Consider the following 22,049-nt stretch of genomic DNA (forward strand, 5'->3'; position numbering starts at 1 on the left):
CAAATTTCAATAAATAATCAACAAAAAAATGCAAAAACAAGTACAAAAACAGCTTTGGCTAAGAGCCCTGCTGTTAATTGTAATGGCTGGTACCCAGACAATCGGTACAGTAAAAGCAACTGCTTTTACACAGCAAAAACAAGTGGCAAACACAATAACAGGTACGGTAACGAATGAGGCGGGTGAGTCAATGCCAGGGGTAAACGTTTTTGACAAAACGGCGAAAAAAGGAACGGTAACAGATTCAAAAGGTAAATATTCAATTGTTTCTAACGAAGGAAATACCTTGGTTTTCAGTTTTGTAGGCTATGAATCGAAAGAAGTATTGGTAGGGAAATCTTCACAAATCAACGTACTGCTTTTTGAAAATTCACAAGAATTGCAAGAAGTAGTAGCCATTGGTTATTCTACAGTACGTAAAAGTGACGTAACTGGGGCGATTTCTAGCGTAAAAGCAAAAGAATTAAACCTTACAACACCCACTGTTGGACAAGCCTTAGTCGGAAAAGTAGCAGGTGTACAAATATCACAAGTAAGTGGTGCACCTTATGTAGGCACAAAAATTCGTGTGCGTGGTGTTGGTTCAATCAATGCCAGTTCAGACCCACTTTATGTTGTGGATGGCTATCCTGTTGGTAATGATGTATTTATCAACCCAAACGATATTGAATCTATCGACATCTTGAAAGATGCTGCTTCGGCGGCGATTTATGGTTCAAGAGCTTCGGGTGGTGTTGTTTTGATTACTACTAAAAGAGGAAAAGAAGGAACTGGTCAATTTCAATACGATGTTCAATATGGTTTGAATCAGTTGAGTAAAAAAGTAGCGTTGTTAAATTCTGAGCAATTTGCACAATTATTAATCGATGGTCATAATAATTCATATCGTGATTTAATTGTGAATTCAGGGAAAACTTGGAATGATGCCATGTTTTCGGACGACAATGCGACCAGAGTTTCAAAAGTTGGTAATGCTTCATCTGTAAGTATTCCTTCTGAATTTTACGATTTTGCTTCACAAAAATTAATTAAACCAACTATTAATACCGACTGGCAAGATGAATTATATCAAACTTCTTTAGCACAACGCCATAATTTATCTTTTTCTGGTGGAAATTCTTCTACTCGTTATGCCATCAGTGGTGGATATTTGAATCAGCCAGGTATTATTAAAAGTACTAAACAAGAGCGTATTAATTTTCGTGCAAATATTGATGGTCAGGTAAGTAAAAAACTCAGGGTTTCAGGAAACTTAGCCATGACGACCAACGAAAACCGTGAAGTACAAGAAGGACGTTTTAACCAAGGTCCAATTCTTGGTGCTTTGATTTATATGCCATTTTTTGCTGCATATAACGAAGATGGAAGTTTAAAGAAAAACGAAGCGGCTGCAAAGTCATCTTTATACGCTTATCAAACCCTTGAAAACCCAGTTGCTTTAGCAACCGAAACACATATTTCAAGAAAAGGCGTTCGTGGTACTTTTAGTGGAAATGCTACTTATCAAATTTTGCCAAGTTTGGCAGCTAAAGTGAATGTTGGTTTACAAACATATAACGAAAAGTATGAGTTTTATTTACCAACTTCATTGAGTAATGGAGCAAACCCTCCGGGTTCACCGCAGTCAATTGCGGCAGCAAATGCTGTAGCTCAAACAAGATCAGAAATGGATAAATTGGCTGAGTTTACGTTGAATTATAATGAAAAATTCAGCGAGCACAGTATCAATGCTTTGGCAGGTTACACGGCACAACAATTAGATATTGATGTAATTAGCGTAACGGCAAAAGGTTTCCAAAACGATAGAATTGAAGAAATTACAGCAAAAGGTGCAGATGCAACTTTATTTACATTGAATGGTGCTACAGGGAAATCTACAGCTACTTTACTTTCTTACTTGGCTCGTTTGGGGTATAATTATAAAGAAAGATATTTCTTAACGGCTTCGTACAGACGTGATGCTTCTTCTCGTTTTGGCCCTTTGAATCGTTGGGGGGATTTTCCTTCTGTTTCTGCTAGTTGGAATCTTTCGCAAGAACCATTCTATACAGAAAAATTTGGCGAGCAAACTTCTATCAAATTACGTGCAAGCTGGGGTTTAAGCGGTAATAATAACATCGGTAATTATAATTATTTACAGACGATGTCAAGCCCCACAGGAGTCGTTTTTGGCAATGGAACAATTCAATCTGCGGTATATCCAAACGATATTCGTGACCAGCGTTTAGGATGGGAATCTACTTCTCAAGTCAACTTTGGTACAGACATTGGTTTGTTCAACAACCGTGTTTTTGTAATGGCGAATTATTACGTTTCTGAATCTTCAGATTTATTATTTAATCAACCAGTTTCGGCTGTTGCTGGTGCGTCTTCCATCTTAACAAACCTTAGAAATTCTAAAGTACAAAACAAAGGTTGGGATTTCCAGATTGATACTCGTTTGATTCAGACTGGCGACTTGAAAGTAAATTTAAGTGGTAATATTTCAATCAACCGCAACAAAGTGTTAGACCTTGGCGGTGCTAATGCCATTTTCAGTGCAGGTGCTGAACGTTCGTATATCACACACACGACGCAAGAAGGTCAGCCAATTGGTATGTTCTATGGTTTCAAAGTAAAAGGAATGGTTCGCCAGTCGGACATGGATAATTTAGCGGCAGACAATTTGGTTTATAATGCAGCAACGCAATCTTTTCCAAAAGATTATAAAATCAAAGGTCCAGCACGTTCTACTGCTTCAAGTAACCCTTTGAAACCGGGAGACTTCTATTTTGAAGACGTAAATGGCGACGGCGTAGTAAACGATTTAGACAAAACCGTAATCGGAACTCCTTACGCTAAGTTTACTTATGGTTTTGCTCTTTCTGCTACGTATAAAAACTTCGATTTAAGTTCTTCTTTCAATGGTTCTTATGGCAACCAAGTACTCGACGGACAAGATTATTATGTTTATAACATGGAAGGTTCTGGAAATCAGTATGCTTCGGTTGTAAATCGTTATCGCTCAGAAGCAGAACCTGGCGACGGAACCGTTTATCGTGCATCTCGTGGTGGTACGCAAAGTAACAGTACTCGTCTTTCAAGTTTCTATTTGCAAGATGGTTCATTCTTACGTTGTACAAATCTAACCATGGGCTTTACTGTTCCAACAAAATGGTTAGGCAAGCAAAAATCAGTTTCCAATGCTAGAATTTATATAGGAATTGATAACGCTTTCACCATTTCAAAATACAAAGGCTACAACCCAGAAGTAGATTATAACAATGGTGCAAACCTTACTCCGGGTGTTGATTACGGGAAATATCCTTTGATGAGAGCTTATAACATTGGTGCAAAATTGACATTCTAAATGAATTTTTCAGGAATTAGTCAACATAAAATCCTGAAATTCAATTAAATAATATTCAAAAAAATGATAAAGAAATTAATAACATTACTTGTTTTGGCGACAGCCCTTGCAAGCTGTAGCGATGATTTTGTGCTACAAACAGACCCAAATTCAGTAGCCGCTTCAGATTATTTCCGTACAGATAACGACGTACTTCAAGCGGTAAATGGCGTGTATCAATCGCTTCGTGGTGGAAATAATATTGGCGAAAATAGCGGACTTTATACCGACGAACGTTCTGACGATGCAGGTAGAAATGATAACCAGTCGAATGCTGGTGAGCCTTTTCAATTCAATGATTTTGCGATTTTACCAAGTAATACAAATTTAAAAAGTCATTGGCTTTCGTTGTATCAAACTATCGCTCGTTGTAATCAAGTTACTTCAAACATTGATAAAGTAACATTTACTACGCCAGCTAATAAGGATATTTATAATGCTGAAGTGAAATTCGTTCGTGGTTTGATTTACTTTCATTTGGTAAGAAAATGGGGCGATGTGCCATTGGTAACGAAGCAATTAAATACAACTGATGATATAATTGCAAATACTTTTCGTGAGAAAAAAGAGAAAGTTTACGAACAAATTATTACTGATTTAAAAGAAGCAGTAGCAAGTGGCTTACCGAACCATCAACCTGTTTCTGAAAAAGGAAGAGTTTCAAAAGCGGCAGCTAATGCTTTGTTGGGACAAGTATATTTAACAATGGCAACTACATTAGACCAAGCGAATCGTGCCAGTAATTTAGCCAATGCAAAAACATATTTGACAGCGGCTTATAACATGAAAACCTTTACAGCTTTAAAGGATATTCCTTATGTAGATGTATTTGATGTGACTAAAAAATCGACAAATGCTGAAATCATTTTCCAGATTGTTAACAAACAAGGCGATATCACGTATTCATCTTCAATCGCTGCGAATAACCAAGCAAAAGGTGAAACAACGAATTCGCTAAAACCAAGTAATGGCGTAGGCGGAAATGTAAAACAAGATTTAGTGAAAGAATACGAAATCAATGATTTACGTAAAGATTTCTCGATAAAATATGCAAATGATGCTACCGTAAAAGATTGGTACATTACTAAATTCAGAGATGTAAGTGCTTTGGCTGGAGCTACGGGTTATGGCGGAAACGACTGGCCTTTAATTAGATACGCTGATGTGATTTTGATGTTGGCAGAAGTAAATATGTACTTAGGCGATGAAGCAACTGCAATTCAATTCTTGAACCAAGTGCGTGAAAGAGCCAAATTATCTACTTATGAAGTAATGAAAAACAATGCTGAATATGCAGCAAAGTATCCAACTTTGAAATTGGCAATTCTTCACGAACGTAGAGTTGAGTTAGCTTTTGAACACCACCGTTGGTTTGATTTACTTCGTTTCTTTACGCCAACAGAATTGGTTACTTATATTCAAAGTAAACCACAAGCAGATTACGGAACGGCTAAAGTATCAAACTTTGGTTTGAAAGATTATCTATTCCCAATTCCATTTGATGAATACAAATTGAATCCAACAAAAATGTATCAGAATACAGGATATTAAAATAATTAGTTTCAACAAAAAAGGAGATTGACAATTTGCGTCAATCTCCTTTTTTGTTTTAGGCTATACCTTAGTGTTAACCCAAATTTCGTTAGGGAAATATCGCTAATAATTCCAATGATTTAGGATTCTCCCTTGACAGTGTTTAGCTCTTGTTAGATGATAAATATCAACAACATTAGTGTTTCTAACCTTTAAAGCAATGATATTTGTCTTCATCAACTATTTCTAAAAATTCATCTAACGTTGAAACCTCAGGATTCGGTTCGTATGATTGCCATTTAAGACTTGCTCTTAGCCAAAATATTTTCCAAACATTTTTACTTTTAATAAATGTTGCTTTTGCAAAACCACGTTCTGCATACTCAGTCGGATTATCCCAAAAGGGGCGAATCTCAGTAAGTATTACACTTTGGTCTTCTATTTGGTAACCAAAATCCAACTGCTTTCTTATCTCTTCTGGAGGGCGAACTTCTTCCAAATAGTTCACCATAATCTCTATTATGTCAACGGTCTTTAAAATGTCTATAGCCATTATTAATTATTTTTTGTTTACGAATATACTAATGCTTATTCCGTAGGCGAGCACAATCTAGTCATTTAGATTATTTTGTATTTTTGATGTCGCCACTTACTGGTTCAATCCTGTGATTTGAACTTTTCAATCATTTTAGTTTCAAAAGTAATATTTTTATAAGTAAAGTGATGCTTTGTTTAACACTTGTACTATTAGGTTAATAACGAATAAACCAAAATACTCCGTAGGAGTAAAATATCAGTAGAAATGTTTTGCTAAAGATACGAATAGTTCCGTAAGAACGGTATATTACGTTCCTACGGAACTATGATTGGGAGATGGGTTTTGTGGTTCTCTACCGATATGTTATCCCTATCGGGACTTTTGTTCTTGGTGGTATTTCATCAATCAATAGGGTTGAAATTAATCCAAATACTATTGATTGACAAGCATTTAGTGGGTTTATCTCTCCTTCATAATCTCCGATGAAACTAACACAAAATCATACTTTTCAATTAAACGATACGTATCCATTGTTAGCGAACCGTCATAGACAATTTTCCGTCTGATACTTCTTATATCTACCAAAACCCATTTTTCTTTATCATATAATTTTGAAAATACTTTGGGATTTTCATTGTCATCACTTTCAAAATCATCAATGATTTTGCCTTTTTCAGTGGTATATCTTACCATGCAATACACATTGGCAAAATTAGTTTTGTTATGTTCTGCTATTTCAAAAATAGCATTTCCAATATCGTAAACTTTTGTTATCAAATTCATTCCTTTGGCTAAATGATTACTTCCCATTTTGAAGAATATTTTTTCATCTTTAGTCTTCAAGGCATCATAATATTGATAGAAATTACTTTTCATCAGGCTTGCTCTTTTGGCATTGTCACCTTCATAATAAATCTCTTTTGAAATTTTAATTTCATTGGCTAATTGTTTTAAACTTGGTGACTTCACTACTTTCGCTAAACTATCCAAGAGCTTGCCTTTAGGCATCCACCATTTAGCCAATAGACTGTCGGCAACGGGTTTGTACTGTTGTTTCAACGAACTCGGAACGCCACTATACAGTTGGTTAATACAATACGGAAATGTCATTTGAAATTCTTGGTCGATTCCCCAAATTGTATAATTCAATTTGCTGGCAGTTTGTAGCATTTGGATGTCTTCCTTACTTTCAAAAAAAGGAAAAGTAGGTCTGATATGATTCTCTTTTGAAAAACTTAAAATTGTTTCCAAAGGATTACTGGTTTTAGCAATTTTCATTAATTCTGATGCTGCAAAGGGACTTGTTTCAACACACCAAGTTTTATAGCCATTTTTTGAAGCACTTTCCAAAGCAAAGCTTGTCAGCTGAGAAAGCATTGGCGAATTATGATACTCTCCCCAAGCAACAAATTGATTTTCTGCAAAAAGATTTTCAAGAATTGTCCATCCTTTTCCATCAGGTTTTTGTCCGTCGAAAGTAAAGTGATTGGTATTTTCAGCGATACATTTGTTGAGTCTTTGTTCGTCCGTAAGGGCTTGTTTGCTTTGTCCAAAAGTACAATTGACAATCAATAAGGAAAGGATTAAAAGGTATTTTTTCATTGTGATGGTTGTTTATGTGTGTTTAGAATAATTTGAAGGCTGACTTTGAAACCGAAAGTAAGTAAGGTTTGAAACAGCGTGGTTAATTTTTTATGTTTGTTCATCAAATATAAGTAATTATGAGAAGAAAAATAGCGATGGTTTTTAACCAAACTGATTTGAAAAATAGTAATCAGTCTCTTGAAGATTTTAGCTTTTGGCTGAGCAAGACACCTCAAGAACGTTTAGCTGCGGTTACGTTTTTGGTGAATCGAAATCTAAAAACCTTTCAAAGAATGGATAAAACTATTTCTTCTCAAAAAATAATGAAGTAATGCCCCTTGAACCAGACTTTGAAGATTTTATATCTCTATTGAATCAACACCTAATAGAGTACTTAGCCGTTGGAGGATACGCAATGGCATTTCACGGCTAACTAAGCTATACAGGAGATTTAGATATTTGGATTAACATTTCAGAAATTAATGCCAATAAAATGTTGATAGTTTTGACAGAATTTGACTTTTCATTACTACGATTTCAGAAAGAAGACTTCCTCAAAGAAAATATTATCAATCAAATTTGTTACCCTCCTTTAAGAATTGATATTCTTACTTTAGAAGATTTATAGATATATCTTATTGGCTAAAGCCTCACTTGAACTAGTAGGGGGAATTTAGAATTTATCACGTGATTTAATGAAAATCAAGCCGCATATCTTGTTTTAAAGGCAGGAATTGCAGGAGTGTCATTGCCTTCAATAGTAACAACCCTAACAAAAAGACTTAACAACAAGCTTGCTACAAAAAATCTGATCACATATTATACACTATTTTTATTTGAAATTATTCTAAATAAAAATAACATACTTATAATTCCTTACTTAACTTTGCATCAGCAAGTATCATAAAAGGCAAAGTTGTAGTTTTTTATCTTATCTATAAAGCTATCTTTTTCTTTTAATGTATTAACAATCAATTTTTTACTTGTTTTGAAACTTCTTTTACTTAAAACAATTCTTTAAAACATGAAACTTCTTAATACGATTGCGGTATTATTGATTATTCAAACTTCTCTATTTAGTCAAAAAAAATCTAGTCTTACTGGAAAAATTACAGATGAGCATCACAATCCTTTAGCTGGTGTAAGTGTAGTATTGAAAGGAACTGTCCGTGGTGTGCAATCGAATACCAATGGAGTATATGCCATCAATTCTTTAAACCCTGGAGTTTATACCGTTGTGGTTTCGAGTGTGGGCTATAAAACCCAAGAGAAAACCCTTAATACAGCTACTGAACAAGAGGCAAGTTTTGTATTAAACGAGTTTAGCGAAACGTTACAAGATGTAGCTGTAACAGCTAATGGAATGCTCAAAGGTAACGAGCATTTGGCTGAGGTAGATGGGTTTAGCATTAATGCGGCTAAAAAAAATGAGGTGATACAATTGGCTCACTTGAATGCTAATTTAGCGATGAACAACAGCCGACAAATATTTAGTCGCACGCCTGGGATTTCGATTTGGGAAAACGATGGTTCAGGGGTGCAGTTAGGTATAGCATCGAGAGGACTTAGCCCTAACAGGTCTTGGGAGTTTAATATCCGTATGAATGGCTATGACATTACGCCTGACCCAATGGGCTATCCAGAGGCATATTATACACCACCGATGGAGGTTGTCGAGAAAATAGAACTTGTGCGAGGGGCTTCTTCGCTACAATATGGCTCACAATTTGGAGGATTACTCAATTTTGTGCTTCGTAAACCCGATATTTCAACCCGTATCACAGTAGAATCACAAAATACAGTAGGTAGTAATGGCTTATTTAGTAGCTTCAATTACGTAGGCGGCACAGAAGGTCGATTGAGCTATACTGCCTATTACCAAAAACGCCTTGGCAATGGCTGGCGAGAAAATAGCCAATTTAATACAGACCACGCTCATATAGAACTCAGCTATGCTCTTAGCAACAAACTTAAAATAGGGTTTGATGCCACTTACATGAACACAGCCCTTCAGCAGGCAGGTGGGCTAACCGATGTACAGTTTGCACAAGATCCAAGACAAAGTCTAAGAAGCCGCAATTGGTTCAGTACGCCATGGTTTATTCCGTCGATACACGCCGAATATGTGTTTAATAGCAAAACAAAATTAAGCTGGAAAGTTTTTTCTACCATAGCCGAACGTAACAGTGTGGGTAATGTAGCAGCTATTAATACAACCGACAATCTAAGTAGCAATCGACAAGTGGATCGTGATTTTTACACAACCCTCGGAACAGAATTACGCTTACTGACCGACTATAAAATATGGGGGTTCAACAATACATTGGCTACTGGTTTACGCTATTTTAGGGGACATATTGACCGTAAGCAACTCGGTAAAGGTACGGCTAATAGCCAGATGGATTTTAATTTGGCAGAAGGTGATTTTTCTCGAAATCTTGATTTTACAAATACAAATCAGGCAGCTTTTGTTGAAAATATCATACGGTTTAGTCCAAAATTCTTGATAACGGCTGGTGCAAGAATAGAACATATTGAGTCGAAAATGGAAGGACAACTCAATAGTACCAATGCAATTTTAAGCCCTATTACTCGTACCCGTACTTTCTTTTTGTTGGGAGCAGGAGCAGAATACCATGTGAGTCCGCAAACAGAGTTTTATACCAATATTTCGCAGGCATATCGCCCTGTGCTTATTTCTGACCTAACGCCTCCAGCCACGACAGACGTAATCGACGAAAATTTGCAAGATGCACGAGGCTATAATTTCGACTTGGGATACAGAGGTAAGGTGAAAAATTTCTTGCGATTCGACCTCGACTATTTCTACTTGAGTTATAACAACCGCATCGGTACAATTAGCAGAACTAATGCCACTGGAGGCACTTATCAGTTTCGCAGTAATTTAGGACGCTCAGTAAGCCAAGGCTTTGAGGGCTACATCGAATTTGACCCAATTACGGCCATTTTCAAACAATCGGCTTTCGGTCGATTATCCTTTTTTGCTTCTATTGCTTACATAGACGCTACTTACCAAGATTTTAAAACGACATCGGTAGTAAATGGACAAATCGTAGAAGGAAATTTAGCTGGAAAACAGGTAGAAAATGCACCAAGGCATATCAACCGTTGGGGAGTTACTTACGCTAAAAAAGGTTTTTCTATCACTTGGCAATTGAGCGACATCGGGCAAGCTTATGCTGATGCCAGCAATACAACCGTACCTAATGCCACAGCTACCACAGGTTTGATACCAGCCTATCAAGTACAAGATGTGTCGGCAAGTTTTAAATTCTTGAAATTTTATAACCTAAAAGCAGGAATCAATAACCTCAGCGATGCCCGTTACTTTACTCGCAGAGCAGGCGGATACCCTGGTCCTGGACTGTTACCTGCCGATGGACGAACACTTTATGTGAGTGCTGGTTTTAAATTCTAAATAAAATTCAGTCAGAAATAATTTCATTAGAAAGCAAAAAGCTCAGAAATTCGTTTCTGAGCTTTTTTGCTTCTATATCCTTACTCAACTACAATTCCGCTTTGTTGAGATGATGAATTTTAAATGCCCAAGAAAGGCTACATTTTTTGCTCATAGTTCCGTAGGAACGAAATATACCGTTCCTACGGAACTATGCTTGGAAAATGGTCTTGTGGTTTTCTACCGATATATTGTCCCTATTGATTGTCAATGATTTAATTCCCTTACTTGCTCAAGTTTGTGGCTTGGACTTTTCAATCATTTCAGTTTCAAAAGAAATATTTCATACAAAGTACAAGCGATGCTTTACTTATTAATTATGGGACTGATGAATTAATTTAATAAACCTTCGTTTCTTAGGTATTGCCATACCGTTGAAATATTACAAACTCTTAGGTTTGAACGATACCAATAGTCATCTGCTTGAGGAGTAACTATCAAATTTATTTTTGCTCCAAGGTCTTCTATTGCCAGTGTATTGCCTTTGCTAATGTTGGGCGAATTTCCATATTTAATCTCTATCGTAACTTTTACATGAGTATTTTGCACCAGAACCAAATCCAGTTCGGCTTTGTCTTTTGTTCTGTAAAAAAAAGGCTCAACATCACTTTTTAGATTAGCGATAATTTGTTGAATAACATAGCCTTCCCAAGAATTCCCAATGCCAATATTACCATGCAGCCCTTCAAGATTTTGAATACCCATTAAATGATGCAAAATACCTGTATCTCTGAAAAAAAACTTAGGAGATTTCACCAATCGTTTACTGATATTTGTAAAATATGGTTTCAAAGTACGTATCAAAAAAGCTGATTCCAGAAAATTAATATAGCTTTTTACTGTCGGCTGAGAAATATTAAGTGAGTCTGATAGATTCGTATAATTCACTATTCCTCCTTGCAGATTTGTAAGCATACGAAGCATATTTCTCATTAATTCAGGCGAAGCAGCCAAACCCAAATTAGGTAAATCTCGTTCGATATAAGTTTGGACAAAACCTCTGAACCAAAAATCCGCCATTTTATCGTTCGGAGCTAATAAAGCATCAGGAAATCCACCTCTTAACCAATGTTGTTGATAAGAAATATTAGGAGCAATTTCCTGATAATGAAGTCCTTGCATTTCTATATAAATAATTCTTCCTGCTAAAGTTTCAGAGCTTTGTCGCAACAAAGACGGTGATGCCGAACCCAACAAAATAAAACGACCCGCCTGCCGATTTTTGTCAATCATCGAACGGAGTAAAGGAAACAATTCTGGCATCCTTTGAATCTCATCTAAAATGACAATCTCGTTTTCATGTTCTTGAAAATACAAATCTGGGGCAACTTTAAGCTTATCTTGGTCAACATAATATTCTAAATCAAGATAAACTGAGGGTTTATTTAATTTAGTCATTAAACTTTTTACTAAGGTCGTCTTACCAACTTGCCTTGGTCCTAAAATAGCAACAGCAGGTAAGTAAGATAAACTTTCTAATATCTCTGTTTGAATACTTCTCGTAATCATATTTTTATATTATTCGTACAAATCTAAAAATTAAATTTAGATTTGTACGAATAATTGCCAAAAATTTCTTGTAATTCCAAAAGTGTGAAAAACAAGATAAAAATCCTTTGCCAACAGCATTGGTTGGTCTTTGTAAGCTCAATAAGATTTGATAAGTAGGAAAATTCAATACTCCGTCGGAACGGTATATTTCGTTCCTACGGAACTATGTTTTGGAAATGGTCTTGTGGTTTTCTACCGATATATTGTCCCTATCGGGACTTTTGTTCTTGGTGTTGTTTCCCTTAACAATTACTCGCTTTGCAGACAGCGTCTGCATTTTATTTATCGTTCAATTCTAAAGAAGACTTTGAACAGCGAAGGGGATTAACTTACAATCATAATTATTCACCTTTATTTTGAATTTGTTTTCTCACGTGTTCAATAGATTCTACAAAATCATTGTCAACTTCAATATCTTGTATTAACTTATCTACCCACATTAATTGCTTTTTTACAATGTCTTTTTGATCTTCAGGAATTTTAAAGAAGTTTCTTAACGTTTCAACTACAACAACTTTCTTAAAGTCCTGCTCCTTATTAAAAACTGTTTTTTTTAAAATTAAGTCTAACCATAGCCCTAAACTCATACACAAAAAGGAAAAGCATACAGATAACTTTACCTCTTCTTCAACTTCATCTCCAATATTTCCACCGAATGTTTTAATAAATTTATTTTTCTTATCTGCAAGAATTTCAAAGCACTTTACAAATGAGTCTACACTTTGAACATGTGCAAATTTATTCCGAATTTCAGCAAACGTCTGAAATTGCCATATAATTTCTTTGGGTACAAATTTTAAATCACTTAGCAAGTTTACTTTAGCGTTTAGACTTAAAGAGGTATTTTTACTACCTAATGAGAGAGAATTCTCTACATCTATGTCCAAAAGCATTCCAATAAGTCCTGAAATTCCTGCTTCTAAGGATACTCCTTTTTCAATTACTTCTCCACGTGTGGTTTGATATTCAAGCATATTTAAATATAGCTACATTTATCTCTCTATTTAGCAAAATTTTGTAGCATCTTTTGTATTGTAAAATAGTTAAACTTTCCTCTAAAAGTATCACATTAACCCTAAACATAAAAATCCAAAGCATCTTTATTACTTAGAATTTATTATACGGTAATTCCTTCCTGCAAGTTGTAGGAGCAAAACATCGAGTGATGATTCCTTCCTGCAAGTTGTAGGAGCAAAACATCGAATGATAATTCCTTCCTGCAAGTTGCAGGAGCAAAACATCGAGTGATAATTCCTTCCTGCAAGTTGCAGGAGCAAAACATCGAGTGATGATTCCTTCCTGCAAGTTGCAGGAGCAAAACATTGGGTGATGATTCCTTCCTGCAAGTTGTAGGAGCAAAACATCGGGTGATGATTCCTTCCTGCAAGTTGCAGGAGCAAAACATCGAATGATAATTCCTTCCTGCAAGTTGCAGGAGCAAAACATCGAATGATAATTCCTTCCTGCAAATTGCAGGAGCAAAACATCGAATGATAATTCCTTCCTGCAAGTTGCAGGAAGAAATTTAACCCACAAAAGAGAATAGCTTCTAATATTTTCCGCCGTAATTTCCCTGCTCATTTATTTAGATTTAATCATCAACTGCCATGAACCTTCCATTTTCCTTAATGCGTCTTTGTATTTTATCTGCTTTTGTATTACTTGGTCAAGGTATTTTGGGCAATACGCCTTGCAAGGTTGGGGCTTTGAAATGTGAGTATTTGGTCAATCCTTTGGGAATTGATGCACCTTCGCCACGCTTTACTTGGCAGTTGGCGGATGCTCGACAAGGGGCAAAACAAAAGGCGTATCAGATTTTAGTCAGTACCGATTCCTTGGCTTTGAGCAAAGGAGTAGCGAATGAATGGAATACGGGTCAAAAAAATACAGCCCAAACCTTAGTGAGCTATCAAGGCAAGGCTTTACAGGCTTTTACTAAATACTTTTGGCGTGTAAAGATTTGGGATAAAGATGGACAAACGACAACTTCTGACATTGCTACTTTTGAAACGGGCATGATGAACATGAGCAATTGGCAAGGTGCTTGGATTAGCGATTCGAGGGAGGTAAATACCAAGCCTGCTCCTTATTTTAGAAAGAGTTTTCAGAGCAACAAGAAAATCGTTTCGGCACGTGCTTATATTGCCGTGGCTGGTTTGTATGAATTGTATATCAATGGTGAAAAAATCAGTAGTCACCGCCTCGACCCGATGTACACTCGTTTTGATAGACGTACTTTGTATGTGACGCACGATGTGACGAAGCAATTGCAAAAAGGCAAAAATGCCATTGGCGTACTCTTGGGCAATGGTTGGTACAATCATCAATCGACAGCCGTTTGGTATTTTCATGAAGCCCCTTGGCGTGGTCGTCCCACTTTTTGCATGGATATTCGGGTAAAATATGCCGATGGAACAAGTGAAGTAATTGCCACCGGCAAGGATTGGAAAACGGCTTTGAGTCCGATTATTTTCAACAGTATTTATACCGCAGAACATTACGATGCCCGACTGGAGCAAGCTGATTGGAACAAAGCTAATTTTGATGATAAGCAATGGAAAGAAGTAATTTTCAGAACTGCCCCTTCTAATAATATCGTCGCTCAGGCTTTGCATCCGATTAGAAATGTAGAAGAAATTCCGAGTAAAAGTTTGAATAAAATCAACGATACGACTTTTGTTTTTGACTTGGGCAGAAACATTTCGGGCGTAAGTAAAATTAAAGTTTCGGGCAAAGCAGGAACGATTTTACGTTTGAAACATTCAGAAAGATTATACCCGAACGGAAGAGCGGATTTGTCGAATATTGATGTACATTATCGCCCGACGGATGATAAAGACCCTTTCCAAACGGACATCATTATACTTTCGGGAAAAGGCGAAGAAAGTTTTATGCCACATTTCAATTATAAGGGTTTTCAATATGTAGAAGTGACGAGTTCGCAGCCGATTCAATTGACGAAAGAAAGTCTTTCGGGCTATTTTATACACAGCGATGTGCCTGTGGTTGGAAATGTGGCTACTTCAAATCCGACGATTAATAAAATTTGGGCGGCTACGAATGTTTCTTACTTGTCGAATCTATTTGGTTATCCGACCGATTGTCCGCAAAGGGAGAAAAACGGTTGGACGGGCGATGCTCATATCGCCAGCGAAACGGGTTTATACAATTTTGACGGCATTACGATTTACGAAAAATGGCTCGCCGACCACCGTGACGAACAACAAGCCAATGGCGTTTTGCCTTCTATTATTCCTACCGATGGTTGGGGTTATGAATGGGGAAATGGCCCAGACTGGACAAGTACCATCGCCATTATTCCTTGGAATATCTATTTGTTTTATGGCGATACCAAGATTTTGGCAGACAATTACGAAAACCTCAAACGCTATGTCAATCATATTGAATCCATTAGTCCAAACGGATTAACGACTTGGGGCTTGGGCGATTGGGTGCCTGTCAAATCAAAATCACCTGTTGAATTAACTTCTTCGGCTTACTATTTTGTAGATGCCAGCATCTTGGCAAAAACCGCCAAATTATTTGGTAAAACCGCCGATTATGAAAAGTATTCAGCTTTGGCAGAAAAGATAAAAACAGCTTTCAACAACAAGTACCTCAACAAAACAACAGGCATTTACGGAAGTGGCTTCCAGACAGAACTAAGCGTTCCGCTGTATTGGGGATTAGTACCAGAAGAATTAAAAGCCAAAGTAGCCGAAAATTTAGCCAAGCGAGTAGAAGCCGACAACAATCATTTAGATGTAGGTTTATTGGGTACAAAAGCCATTTTGAATGCTTTAAGTGAAAATGGTTATGCCGATGTAGCGTATAAAATCGCTTCGCAAGAAACCTTTCCTTCTTGGGGCTGGTGGATTGCCAACGGTGCAACTTCACTCTTTGAAAACTGGCCGATTGATGCCCAAAGTGATATTTCAATGAATCATATCATGTTTGGTGAAATTGGAGCTTGGTTGTACAAAGGTATCGGGGGAATCAAACCTGATGCTTCGCAGGCAGGTTTTAAAAATATCATTTTAGAACCTAATTTTGTAGAAAATTTAAACGCTTTTGAAGCTTCGCATGATAGTCCACAAGGTAAAATTATTTCTTCATGGGAAAGGGTAGGAGAGAAGATTGTCTATACAATCACCATTCCTGCCAATGCAACGGCTACGGTTTTGCTAAATGTAAAAACTAATCAGCATATTCAAAAGCAGTATTCGGTAGCAGAAAAAAGTATTTCCATTACGCATAAGCAATTAAAAATTAACCCATTATCAGCAGGAACTTACCAGTTCGAGATTCAGTAAATTAACCAAAACATGAAAAAAAGTATTCTTTCTCTATTCCTTATTTTTGTAGCATCAATTGCTTTTGCACAAGTAGCACCACAGCCATTGTTTAAACCAGAAGTTAAAAAAGTATTGTTTCTGGGCAATAGCATTACTTATGCAGGCAATTATGTCAATGACATTGAGGCTTATTGTATCGCACATTTTCCCAATCAAAAGATTGAATTTATCAATGTTGGTTTGCCCAGTGAAACCGTTTCGGGACTGTCGGAAGAGGGTCATGCCGACGGAAGATTTCCCCGACCAGATTTACACGAACGCCTGTCAAGAGTATTAGCAAAAACAAAACCTGATTTAGTTTTTGCCTCTTACGGCATGAACGACGGCATTTATTTACCTTTAGATTTAGTCCGTTTTCAGAAATTTAAAGATGGCATTCAATGGTTGCACGACAAAGTAGTGGCTTCTGGAGCAAAAATTATCCACCTTACGCCACCCATTTATGATGAAGTAAAAGGCAAGAAAATTGGCTATTCCGATGTCTTAGATGTGTATTCAAATTGGTTGATAGAACAAGCCAAAAAAGAAAAATGGGAAGTAATAGATGTGCATTATCCGATGCAAAGAGTATTGGAAGCACACCGCAGATTAGACCAAAAATTGGGATTTGAAACCTCTTTTGCTTTAGCAAATGATGGCGTTCATCCAGCCGAAGCAGGGCATTGGATTATGGCAAAAAGCATTTTGATGCACTTAGGAGCAAAAGAAATCATCAAAGCAGGAACGATTCAAGCAACACTCAGCAATATTGAAAATCCCAATGCTTTTATGAAATTGATTACTGAAAGACAAAATATTTTAAAAGACGCTTGGCTAACGAATATCGGACATTCACGTCCAGAAATGAATAAAGGTTTGCCTTTGGAAGAAGCACAAAGCAAAGCAGCAGAATTGGAAGTACAAATTAGGGAAATGCTGAAGTGAGAGAAGTTTGGAGTTTTGAATGCGGAGTGAGGAGTTGTCCTCGTCTAAAATATCGTGTAGCGGCAACCCTTGTGGTTGCCGTTTTCCTTATACCTTGTCTTCTCCAATAAAATTGAAATTAGCTTGATAACTTTAAACTACTTATCTACATTTTAATTATGGTATGGTTTCTAAGCCTGAAAACTTAAAAACCCCATTCTCCTTTATAAAGTAAATACCAAGTTGTGCTCCTTCATGTCCAAGAGCATATTCATTGGCTTTCCATGTTGTTAAAAAAGCAATTACGTCAGCACGCCTACTATTTTGTTTATAGAGTATTATTTCTTTAGACTTTGAAGCTCTTTTCCAACTTTCGGAGTTCTTGATAGCTTTTAGATGTTTATTGAAAAAATCATTTCTCTTTAGGTCATAAATCCCAAGTTTTGAGTTTTTGGAATCTTCGCATATAATGCAATAGATTACTTTTGTGGATATTTTTTGGAATTCTACAAAGTCAGGATTTTTAAAGTTTTTAAAAACATTGTTTAATGCTTTCATTATCAAAAGACTATCTTTCTTACTAATGGACTGTCCATTACAAATAGTAACCCCAAATAGTAAAATTAAAGCAGGCAAAAATCTTTTCATATTATGAGTGTATTTATTGACAATATCAAAAATGACATTTTAATCATAGAAGTATTCGTAAATGGATAATCAAACCTAAAATTTTATTTCAAATTTCGTAGTATTTCATTACTCATGACATGATTTATCGAATTATTTTGACTATAAACAATCTATTTCATGCCATGAGTGAGAGTACACTCAATCACTAATTCACAACTCACTAAATCCTAATAAGAACTCTCATCCAATTTTACTTTCCCTTTAAATGTCCAGAATACAAAGAAAGTATAAGTGGCTACTATCGGTACGCCAATTGCGGCGAAGAGTAAAATAATTGACAACGATTTTTCAGAAGAAGCTCCATTATAAATGGTAATTGAGTAAGCAGGATTGATGGTTGAATGGATGATTTTTGGAAATAAGTTCATCGCTACCGTCACCAAAAGGGATGCCATCGTAAAAGCAGACGACATAAAAGCCAACATATATTTGCCTTTTTCTAATAATATTCTGGTGTTAATGATAATCAAAACCGTAATCAAAGGCACAGCAAAAAGAGTAGGATGGGCTTTGAATGTAGCTGACATATTAGGAAAATAAACCAATGTTACCATCGTTTGTAAAATATAACAAACCACAAAAAAGCGACTGGTATCACTTACCATAATTGATAATTTGGTATAAAGTCTTTTTTCGGTTTTCATTACTAAATATATTGAACCGTGCATCGTACATGAAGCCAAAGTCGTTAAACCCGTCAGCAAGGCGTAGGGATTCAATAATTGTACAAAATCACCTTGATATTCAAAATTCTCATCAATCGGAATGCCTTGAATAAGGTTTCCTAATACAACGCCCAATAGAAATGCAATCATCATGCTTGAAATCGAATAAACAATATCCCATAGTTGTCGCCACCAAAGCATGGTTTCTTTACTTCTGAATTCTATGGCAATGGCACGTAAAATCAATACCATCAAAAACAACATAAAGGGAATATAAAAAGCAGATAATAACGTGGCATATACTTCTGGAAAACCTGCAAATAACGCTCCGCCACCAATTACCAACCATACTTCGTTGCCATCCCAAACAGGGCCAATGGCGTTAAGGGCTATTCTTCTGCTTTCTTCTTTTTTGAAAAGTAAATGAATCGCTCCTGCTCCTAAATCAAAACCATCTAAAATGGCATAACCTGTAAAAACCGCTCCGATAACGGCAAACCACCATGTGGGCAAATCTATTCCTAAAAAAGTAGCCATAAGCTTCTGAGTTTATGAGTTTAAGGTTTAAGAGAGGTTTAGTCTAAAATTGGATTATTCCGTTTGGACGAATCTATAATTTCATCTTTTTCATGATGATCGCTTGGGCCGTGTTTTATCTTTTTGTTGAGTAAGTAAATAAACAAAATGAAGAGTAACACATAAATAACCGTAAACATGATGAGTGAAAACCAAACTTGATTTGCCTTTACAGATTTAGAAAGTGCATCTGAAGTTCTCAGTAAGCCATAAACTACCCACGGCTGTCGTCCGACTTCGGCAGAGTACCAGCCTAATTGATTCGCCAATTGCGGTAACAAAACCGAAGATGAGAAAATTCTAAACAGCCATTTTTGATTGAACAAAGTACCTTTATACCATAAAAAAGAAGCCAATAAAGTAAGTCCAATTAACGCCATCCCGATTGCCACCATTAAATGATAAGTCTGAAAAACAAAATTTACGGCTGTTGGTCGGTCTTTTTTTGGGAAGGCCCTGAGTCCTTTTACAGGAGTAGTAAAATCTTGGTGAAGTAAAAAAGTTAAGCCTTTCGGAATTTTCAGCCCTGTTACTTCTTCTTTTTTAGTATCAACAAAACCCAATAAATACATATCTGCCACGGCTGAACTATCATAATGTCCTTCAAAAGCCGCTAATTTGGCTGGTTGATTTTTGGCTACGCCATCGGCTGAATGATGACCAGTGAATAATTGTGCTAATGCTGAAATTGTTGCTACCGTCAAAGCGATTTTAAAAGCTTTGCGAGAAAGTGCTACATGACGTTCTTTGTACAAATAATAAGCATGAACGCTCAGCACCAAAAACGAACCTGCCAAAAATGAACCAATCCAAACGTGTGATAATCTATCAACAGAAGATGGATTGAAAACCATTGCCCAGAAATCTGTAATTTCAGCCCTTGCTTTTAAACCTTCGCCAACGATGTGATAACCCGCTGGCGTTTGTTGCCAAGAGTTAGCGACGACAATCCAAACAGCTGAAAACATTGAACCCAAAGTAACCATGATGGTGGCAAAAAAGTGTACTCTTGGGCTTACTCTATTCCAACCGAAAATTAAAATTCCTAAAAAGCCAGATTCTAAAGCGAAAGCAAAAATACCTTCTGCGGCTAAAGCCGAACCAAAAATGTCACCTACATAACGAGAGTAAGAAGCCCAGTTGGTACCAAATTCAAATTCCATTACGATACCAGTGGCGACACCAATACCAAAAATCAAGGCAAAAATCTTAATCCAAAAACGGGTTAATTGTTCATAAACTTTGTCGCCTGTTTTTAAATAAAGACCTTCCATACAGACCATCACTAAGGCAAGACCAATACTTAATGGCGGATAGATATAATGAAAAGCAATGGTAAAAGCGAACTGAATCCGAGAGAGTATTTCTACATTATCCATGAGCTGAGGGTATAAGATTATTCCTCAAATGTAAGCTACGGAGCGTCATTTCTACCTTAAAATACCTAAAAAATTAAGTATTTTTTTGCCTTATTTCTGCAAGATTTTATCATCAACTAGGTAAGTTTAACAGACTCAAGAAAATATATAATTATTAGTACTTATTGGGTGATTTACCCCGTGTTCTGTGGCACAGGCAATTGTGTTCTGTGTGCCACAGAACACGGAGTGGGGTGATTTATTCTTCTATGTCCAACAAGAAAAAATTACCCTATAAATACTCACCCGTTCATTTTAAACATTTATAGCCAAAATGTATTCGTACTTTAGCGATTCAATAAAACAATTCATTCCTGCCGAAGGAAACCAAATAATATAAACATGAAAAAAATATCATTATTGCTGTTATTGTTCATATCAATTCAAACTGCTTTTTCACAGAAAAAAGAAAAAGGTTGGGTTTCACTTTTTGATGGAAAATCATTTGCTGGCTGGAAAGTAAATGAGGAAAACCCAAGTACATTTTCTATCGAAGATGGAACGATAAAAGTAGCGGGCGAACGCACTCATTTATTTTATGAAGGAACTGTTGGGAAACACGACTTTAAGAATTTTGAATTGAAATTAAAGGCAAAAACTTTACCCGGCTCAAATTCAGGTATTTTTATTCATACCGCTTATCAAGCTTCTGGCTGGCCCCAAAAAGGTTATGAAGTACAAGTAAACCAAACGCATAGCGACTGGCGTAAAACTGGGAGTTTGTATGGCGTCAACGATGTGAAAGAAAATCTGGCGAAAGACAACGAATGGTACGAGTATCATATCATTGTGAAAGACAAAAGAATCATCATCAAAATAAACGATAAAGTAGCGGTTGATTATACCGAACCAGATACTCTTCCTGCCGACCGTGGTTTGAAAAAACTAAGCTCAGGCACAATTGCATTGCAAGGACATGACCCTAAAAGTGTCGCTTATTTTAAGGATATTACAATTAAGATTTTGGAGTAAGCAGTAATTGGTACTTCATTATTTTTCAAAAAAGGTGTAAGGTAGAAATATCTTACACCTTTTTTGGCTTTGAAACTTGCCTTTAGAGTCTTAAGTTTGTCGTACAGTTTCTAAAACATAATTAAAATTAACTATGATGAAGTATTTAACACAAAGCGGAGAAGTGCTTGAAGGAGAAACTTTTCCAGATATTATTGTTGCTTTTCGTAATGGATTGCAATTTCCAGCTAATCAAACAACTTTAGAATTTATGGTGAGTTTCGCTAATAGACATCTAAAATCAAGTGGCTCAAAAATTAGCACGCTTTCTTACGGGGCTTTTTTAGCAGATTTAGTTTCTAATAAGTACTTGACGAAGGCTGAATAAAATTTAAGTGCTCGTTCTAACCATTGTTGAA

At 36.3% G+C, this 22,049-nt stretch carries 15 protein-coding genes; 8 read left to right on the plus strand and 7 right to left on the minus strand.

Features of this window, described 5'->3' with window-relative positions:
- The first annotated feature begins 28 nt into the window (after positions 1-28).
- Both HNP25_RS06545 and HNP25_RS06550 read left to right on the plus strand, forming a co-directional pair.
- A complete protein-coding gene (locus HNP25_RS06545) occupies positions 29-3,349 on the plus strand; it encodes a SusC/RagA family TonB-linked outer membrane protein (RefSeq protein ID WP_184132182.1) in 3,321 nt (1,106 codons plus the stop codon).
- Between the two features lie 63 nt (positions 3,350-3,412).
- Entirely contained in the window at positions 3,413-4,939 is a 1,527-nt protein-coding gene (locus HNP25_RS06550; protein WP_184132185.1) for a RagB/SusD family nutrient uptake outer membrane protein, read from the plus strand.
- 187 nt (positions 4,940-5,126) lie between these two features.
- Here HNP25_RS06550 and HNP25_RS06555 read toward each other — a convergent pair whose 3' ends face one another.
- On the minus strand, positions 5,127-5,474 hold the full coding sequence (locus HNP25_RS06555; RefSeq protein ID WP_184132188.1) for a DUF3024 domain-containing protein: 348 nt from the start codon (positions 5,472-5,474) through the stop codon (positions 5,127-5,129).
- Positions 5,475-5,918: 444 nt separating this feature from the next.
- On the minus strand, positions 5,919-7,061 hold the full coding sequence (locus HNP25_RS06560) for a hypothetical protein (RefSeq protein WP_184132191.1): 1,143 nt from the start codon (positions 7,059-7,061) through the stop codon (positions 5,919-5,921).
- Positions 7,062-7,180: 119 nt separating this feature from the next.
- Here HNP25_RS06560 and HNP25_RS06565 point away from each other — a divergent pair, with 119 nt between their 5' ends.
- Both HNP25_RS06565 and HNP25_RS06570 read left to right on the plus strand, forming a co-directional pair.
- Positions 7,181-7,375, plus strand: coding sequence for a hypothetical protein (locus tag HNP25_RS06565; RefSeq protein ID WP_184132194.1), 195 nt, complete (start codon positions 7,181-7,183; stop codon positions 7,373-7,375).
- A 692-nt stretch (positions 7,376-8,067) separates the two neighbouring features.
- On the plus strand, positions 8,068-10,482 hold the full coding sequence (locus HNP25_RS06570; protein WP_184132196.1) for a TonB-dependent receptor: 2,415 nt from the start codon (positions 8,068-8,070) through the stop codon (positions 10,480-10,482).
- A 372-nt stretch (positions 10,483-10,854) separates the two neighbouring features.
- Here HNP25_RS06570 and HNP25_RS06575 read toward each other — a convergent pair whose 3' ends face one another.
- Positions 10,855-12,030: an ATP-binding protein gene (locus HNP25_RS06575; RefSeq protein ID WP_184132198.1), complete on the minus strand. Its 1,176-nt coding sequence runs from the start codon at positions 12,028-12,030 to the stop codon at positions 10,855-10,857.
- A gap of 383 nt (positions 12,031-12,413) precedes the next feature.
- Positions 12,414-13,046, minus strand: a complete 633-nt coding sequence (locus HNP25_RS06580; protein ID WP_184132201.1) for a hypothetical protein — start codon at positions 13,044-13,046, stop codon at positions 12,414-12,416.
- Between the two features lie 633 nt (positions 13,047-13,679).
- On the opposite strand from HNP25_RS06580, the gene HNP25_RS06585 reads away from it, so the two are divergent.
- Both HNP25_RS06585 and HNP25_RS06590 read left to right on the plus strand, forming a co-directional pair.
- On the plus strand, positions 13,680-16,385 hold the full coding sequence (locus HNP25_RS06585) for an alpha-L-rhamnosidase (RefSeq protein WP_229202807.1): 2,706 nt from the start codon (positions 13,680-13,682) through the stop codon (positions 16,383-16,385).
- A gap of 12 nt (positions 16,386-16,397) precedes the next feature.
- A complete protein-coding gene (locus HNP25_RS06590; RefSeq protein WP_184132204.1) occupies positions 16,398-17,351 on the plus strand; it encodes an SGNH/GDSL hydrolase family protein in 954 nt (317 codons plus the stop codon).
- A 156-nt stretch (positions 17,352-17,507) separates the two neighbouring features.
- Here HNP25_RS06590 and HNP25_RS06595 read toward each other — a convergent pair whose 3' ends face one another.
- The 3 genes from HNP25_RS06595 to HNP25_RS06605 all read right to left on the minus strand — a co-directional run bounded on the left by HNP25_RS06595 (position 17,508) and on the right by HNP25_RS06605 (position 20,640).
- Entirely contained in the window at positions 17,508-17,978 is a 471-nt protein-coding gene (locus HNP25_RS06595) for a hypothetical protein (RefSeq protein WP_184132207.1), read from the minus strand.
- A gap of 209 nt (positions 17,979-18,187) precedes the next feature.
- Positions 18,188-19,222, minus strand: coding sequence for a cytochrome d ubiquinol oxidase subunit II (gene cydB / locus HNP25_RS06600; protein ID WP_184132210.1), 1,035 nt, complete (start codon positions 19,220-19,222; stop codon positions 18,188-18,190).
- Between the two features lie 38 nt (positions 19,223-19,260).
- Positions 19,261-20,640, minus strand: coding sequence for a cytochrome ubiquinol oxidase subunit I (locus HNP25_RS06605; protein ID WP_184132213.1), 1,380 nt, complete (start codon positions 20,638-20,640; stop codon positions 19,261-19,263).
- Between the two features lie 381 nt (positions 20,641-21,021).
- Between HNP25_RS06605 and HNP25_RS06610 the strand changes: the two genes are divergently transcribed.
- Together HNP25_RS06610 and HNP25_RS06615 are read left to right on the plus strand one after the other, a co-directional pair.
- Positions 21,022-21,651, plus strand: a complete 630-nt coding sequence (locus tag HNP25_RS06610) for a 3-keto-disaccharide hydrolase (RefSeq protein WP_184132216.1) — start codon at positions 21,022-21,024, stop codon at positions 21,649-21,651.
- A gap of 133 nt (positions 21,652-21,784) precedes the next feature.
- Complete coding sequence (locus HNP25_RS06615) at positions 21,785-22,018, plus strand: hypothetical protein (protein ID WP_184132219.1); 234 nt, start codon at positions 21,785-21,787, stop codon at positions 22,016-22,018.
- The last annotated feature ends 31 nt before the right edge of the window (positions 22,019-22,049 follow it).

The sequence above is a fragment of the Arcicella rosea genome (assembly GCF_014204325.1).
Lineage (GTDB): Bacteria > Bacteroidota > Bacteroidia > Cytophagales > Spirosomataceae > Arcicella > Arcicella rosea_A.

What these genes read in the sequence shown, in the direction of transcription:
- HNP25_RS06615 (WP_184132219.1), top strand. Translation starts at nt 21,785, where the DNA reads ATGATGAAGTATTTAACACAAAGCGGAGAAGTGCTTGAAGGAGAAACT.
- HNP25_RS06565 (WP_184132194.1), top strand. Translation starts at nt 7,181, where the DNA reads ATGAGAAGAAAAATAGCGATGGTTTTTAACCAAACTGATTTGAAAAAT.
- HNP25_RS06555 (WP_184132188.1), bottom strand. Translation starts at nt 5,474, where the DNA reads ATGGCTATAGACATTTTAAAGACCGTTGACATAATAGAGATTATGGTG.
- cydB (WP_184132210.1), bottom strand. Translation starts at nt 19,222, where the DNA reads ATGGCTACTTTTTTAGGAATAGATTTGCCCACATGGTGGTTTGCCGTT.
- HNP25_RS06610 (WP_184132216.1), top strand. Translation starts at nt 21,022, where the DNA reads ATGAAAAAAATATCATTATTGCTGTTATTGTTCATATCAATTCAAACT.
- HNP25_RS06605 (WP_184132213.1), bottom strand. Translation starts at nt 20,640, where the DNA reads ATGGATAATGTAGAAATACTCTCTCGGATTCAGTTCGCTTTTACCATT.
- HNP25_RS06580 (WP_184132201.1), bottom strand. Translation starts at nt 13,046, where the DNA reads ATGCTTGAATATCAAACCACACGTGGAGAAGTAATTGAAAAAGGAGTA.
- HNP25_RS06590 (WP_184132204.1), top strand. Translation starts at nt 16,398, where the DNA reads ATGAAAAAAAGTATTCTTTCTCTATTCCTTATTTTTGTAGCATCAATT.
- HNP25_RS06575 (WP_184132198.1), bottom strand. Translation starts at nt 12,030, where the DNA reads ATGATTACGAGAAGTATTCAAACAGAGATATTAGAAAGTTTATCTTAC.
- HNP25_RS06585 (WP_229202807.1), top strand. Translation starts at nt 13,680, where the DNA reads ATGAACCTTCCATTTTCCTTAATGCGTCTTTGTATTTTATCTGCTTTT.
- HNP25_RS06545 (WP_184132182.1), top strand. Translation starts at nt 29, where the DNA reads ATGCAAAAACAAGTACAAAAACAGCTTTGGCTAAGAGCCCTGCTGTTA.
- HNP25_RS06570 (WP_184132196.1), top strand. Translation starts at nt 8,068, where the DNA reads ATGAAACTTCTTAATACGATTGCGGTATTATTGATTATTCAAACTTCT.
- HNP25_RS06595 (WP_184132207.1), bottom strand. Translation starts at nt 17,978, where the DNA reads ATGAAAAGATTTTTGCCTGCTTTAATTTTACTATTTGGGGTTACTATT.
- HNP25_RS06550 (WP_184132185.1), top strand. Translation starts at nt 3,413, where the DNA reads ATGATAAAGAAATTAATAACATTACTTGTTTTGGCGACAGCCCTTGCA.
- HNP25_RS06560 (WP_184132191.1), bottom strand. Translation starts at nt 7,061, where the DNA reads ATGAAAAAATACCTTTTAATCCTTTCCTTATTGATTGTCAATTGTACT.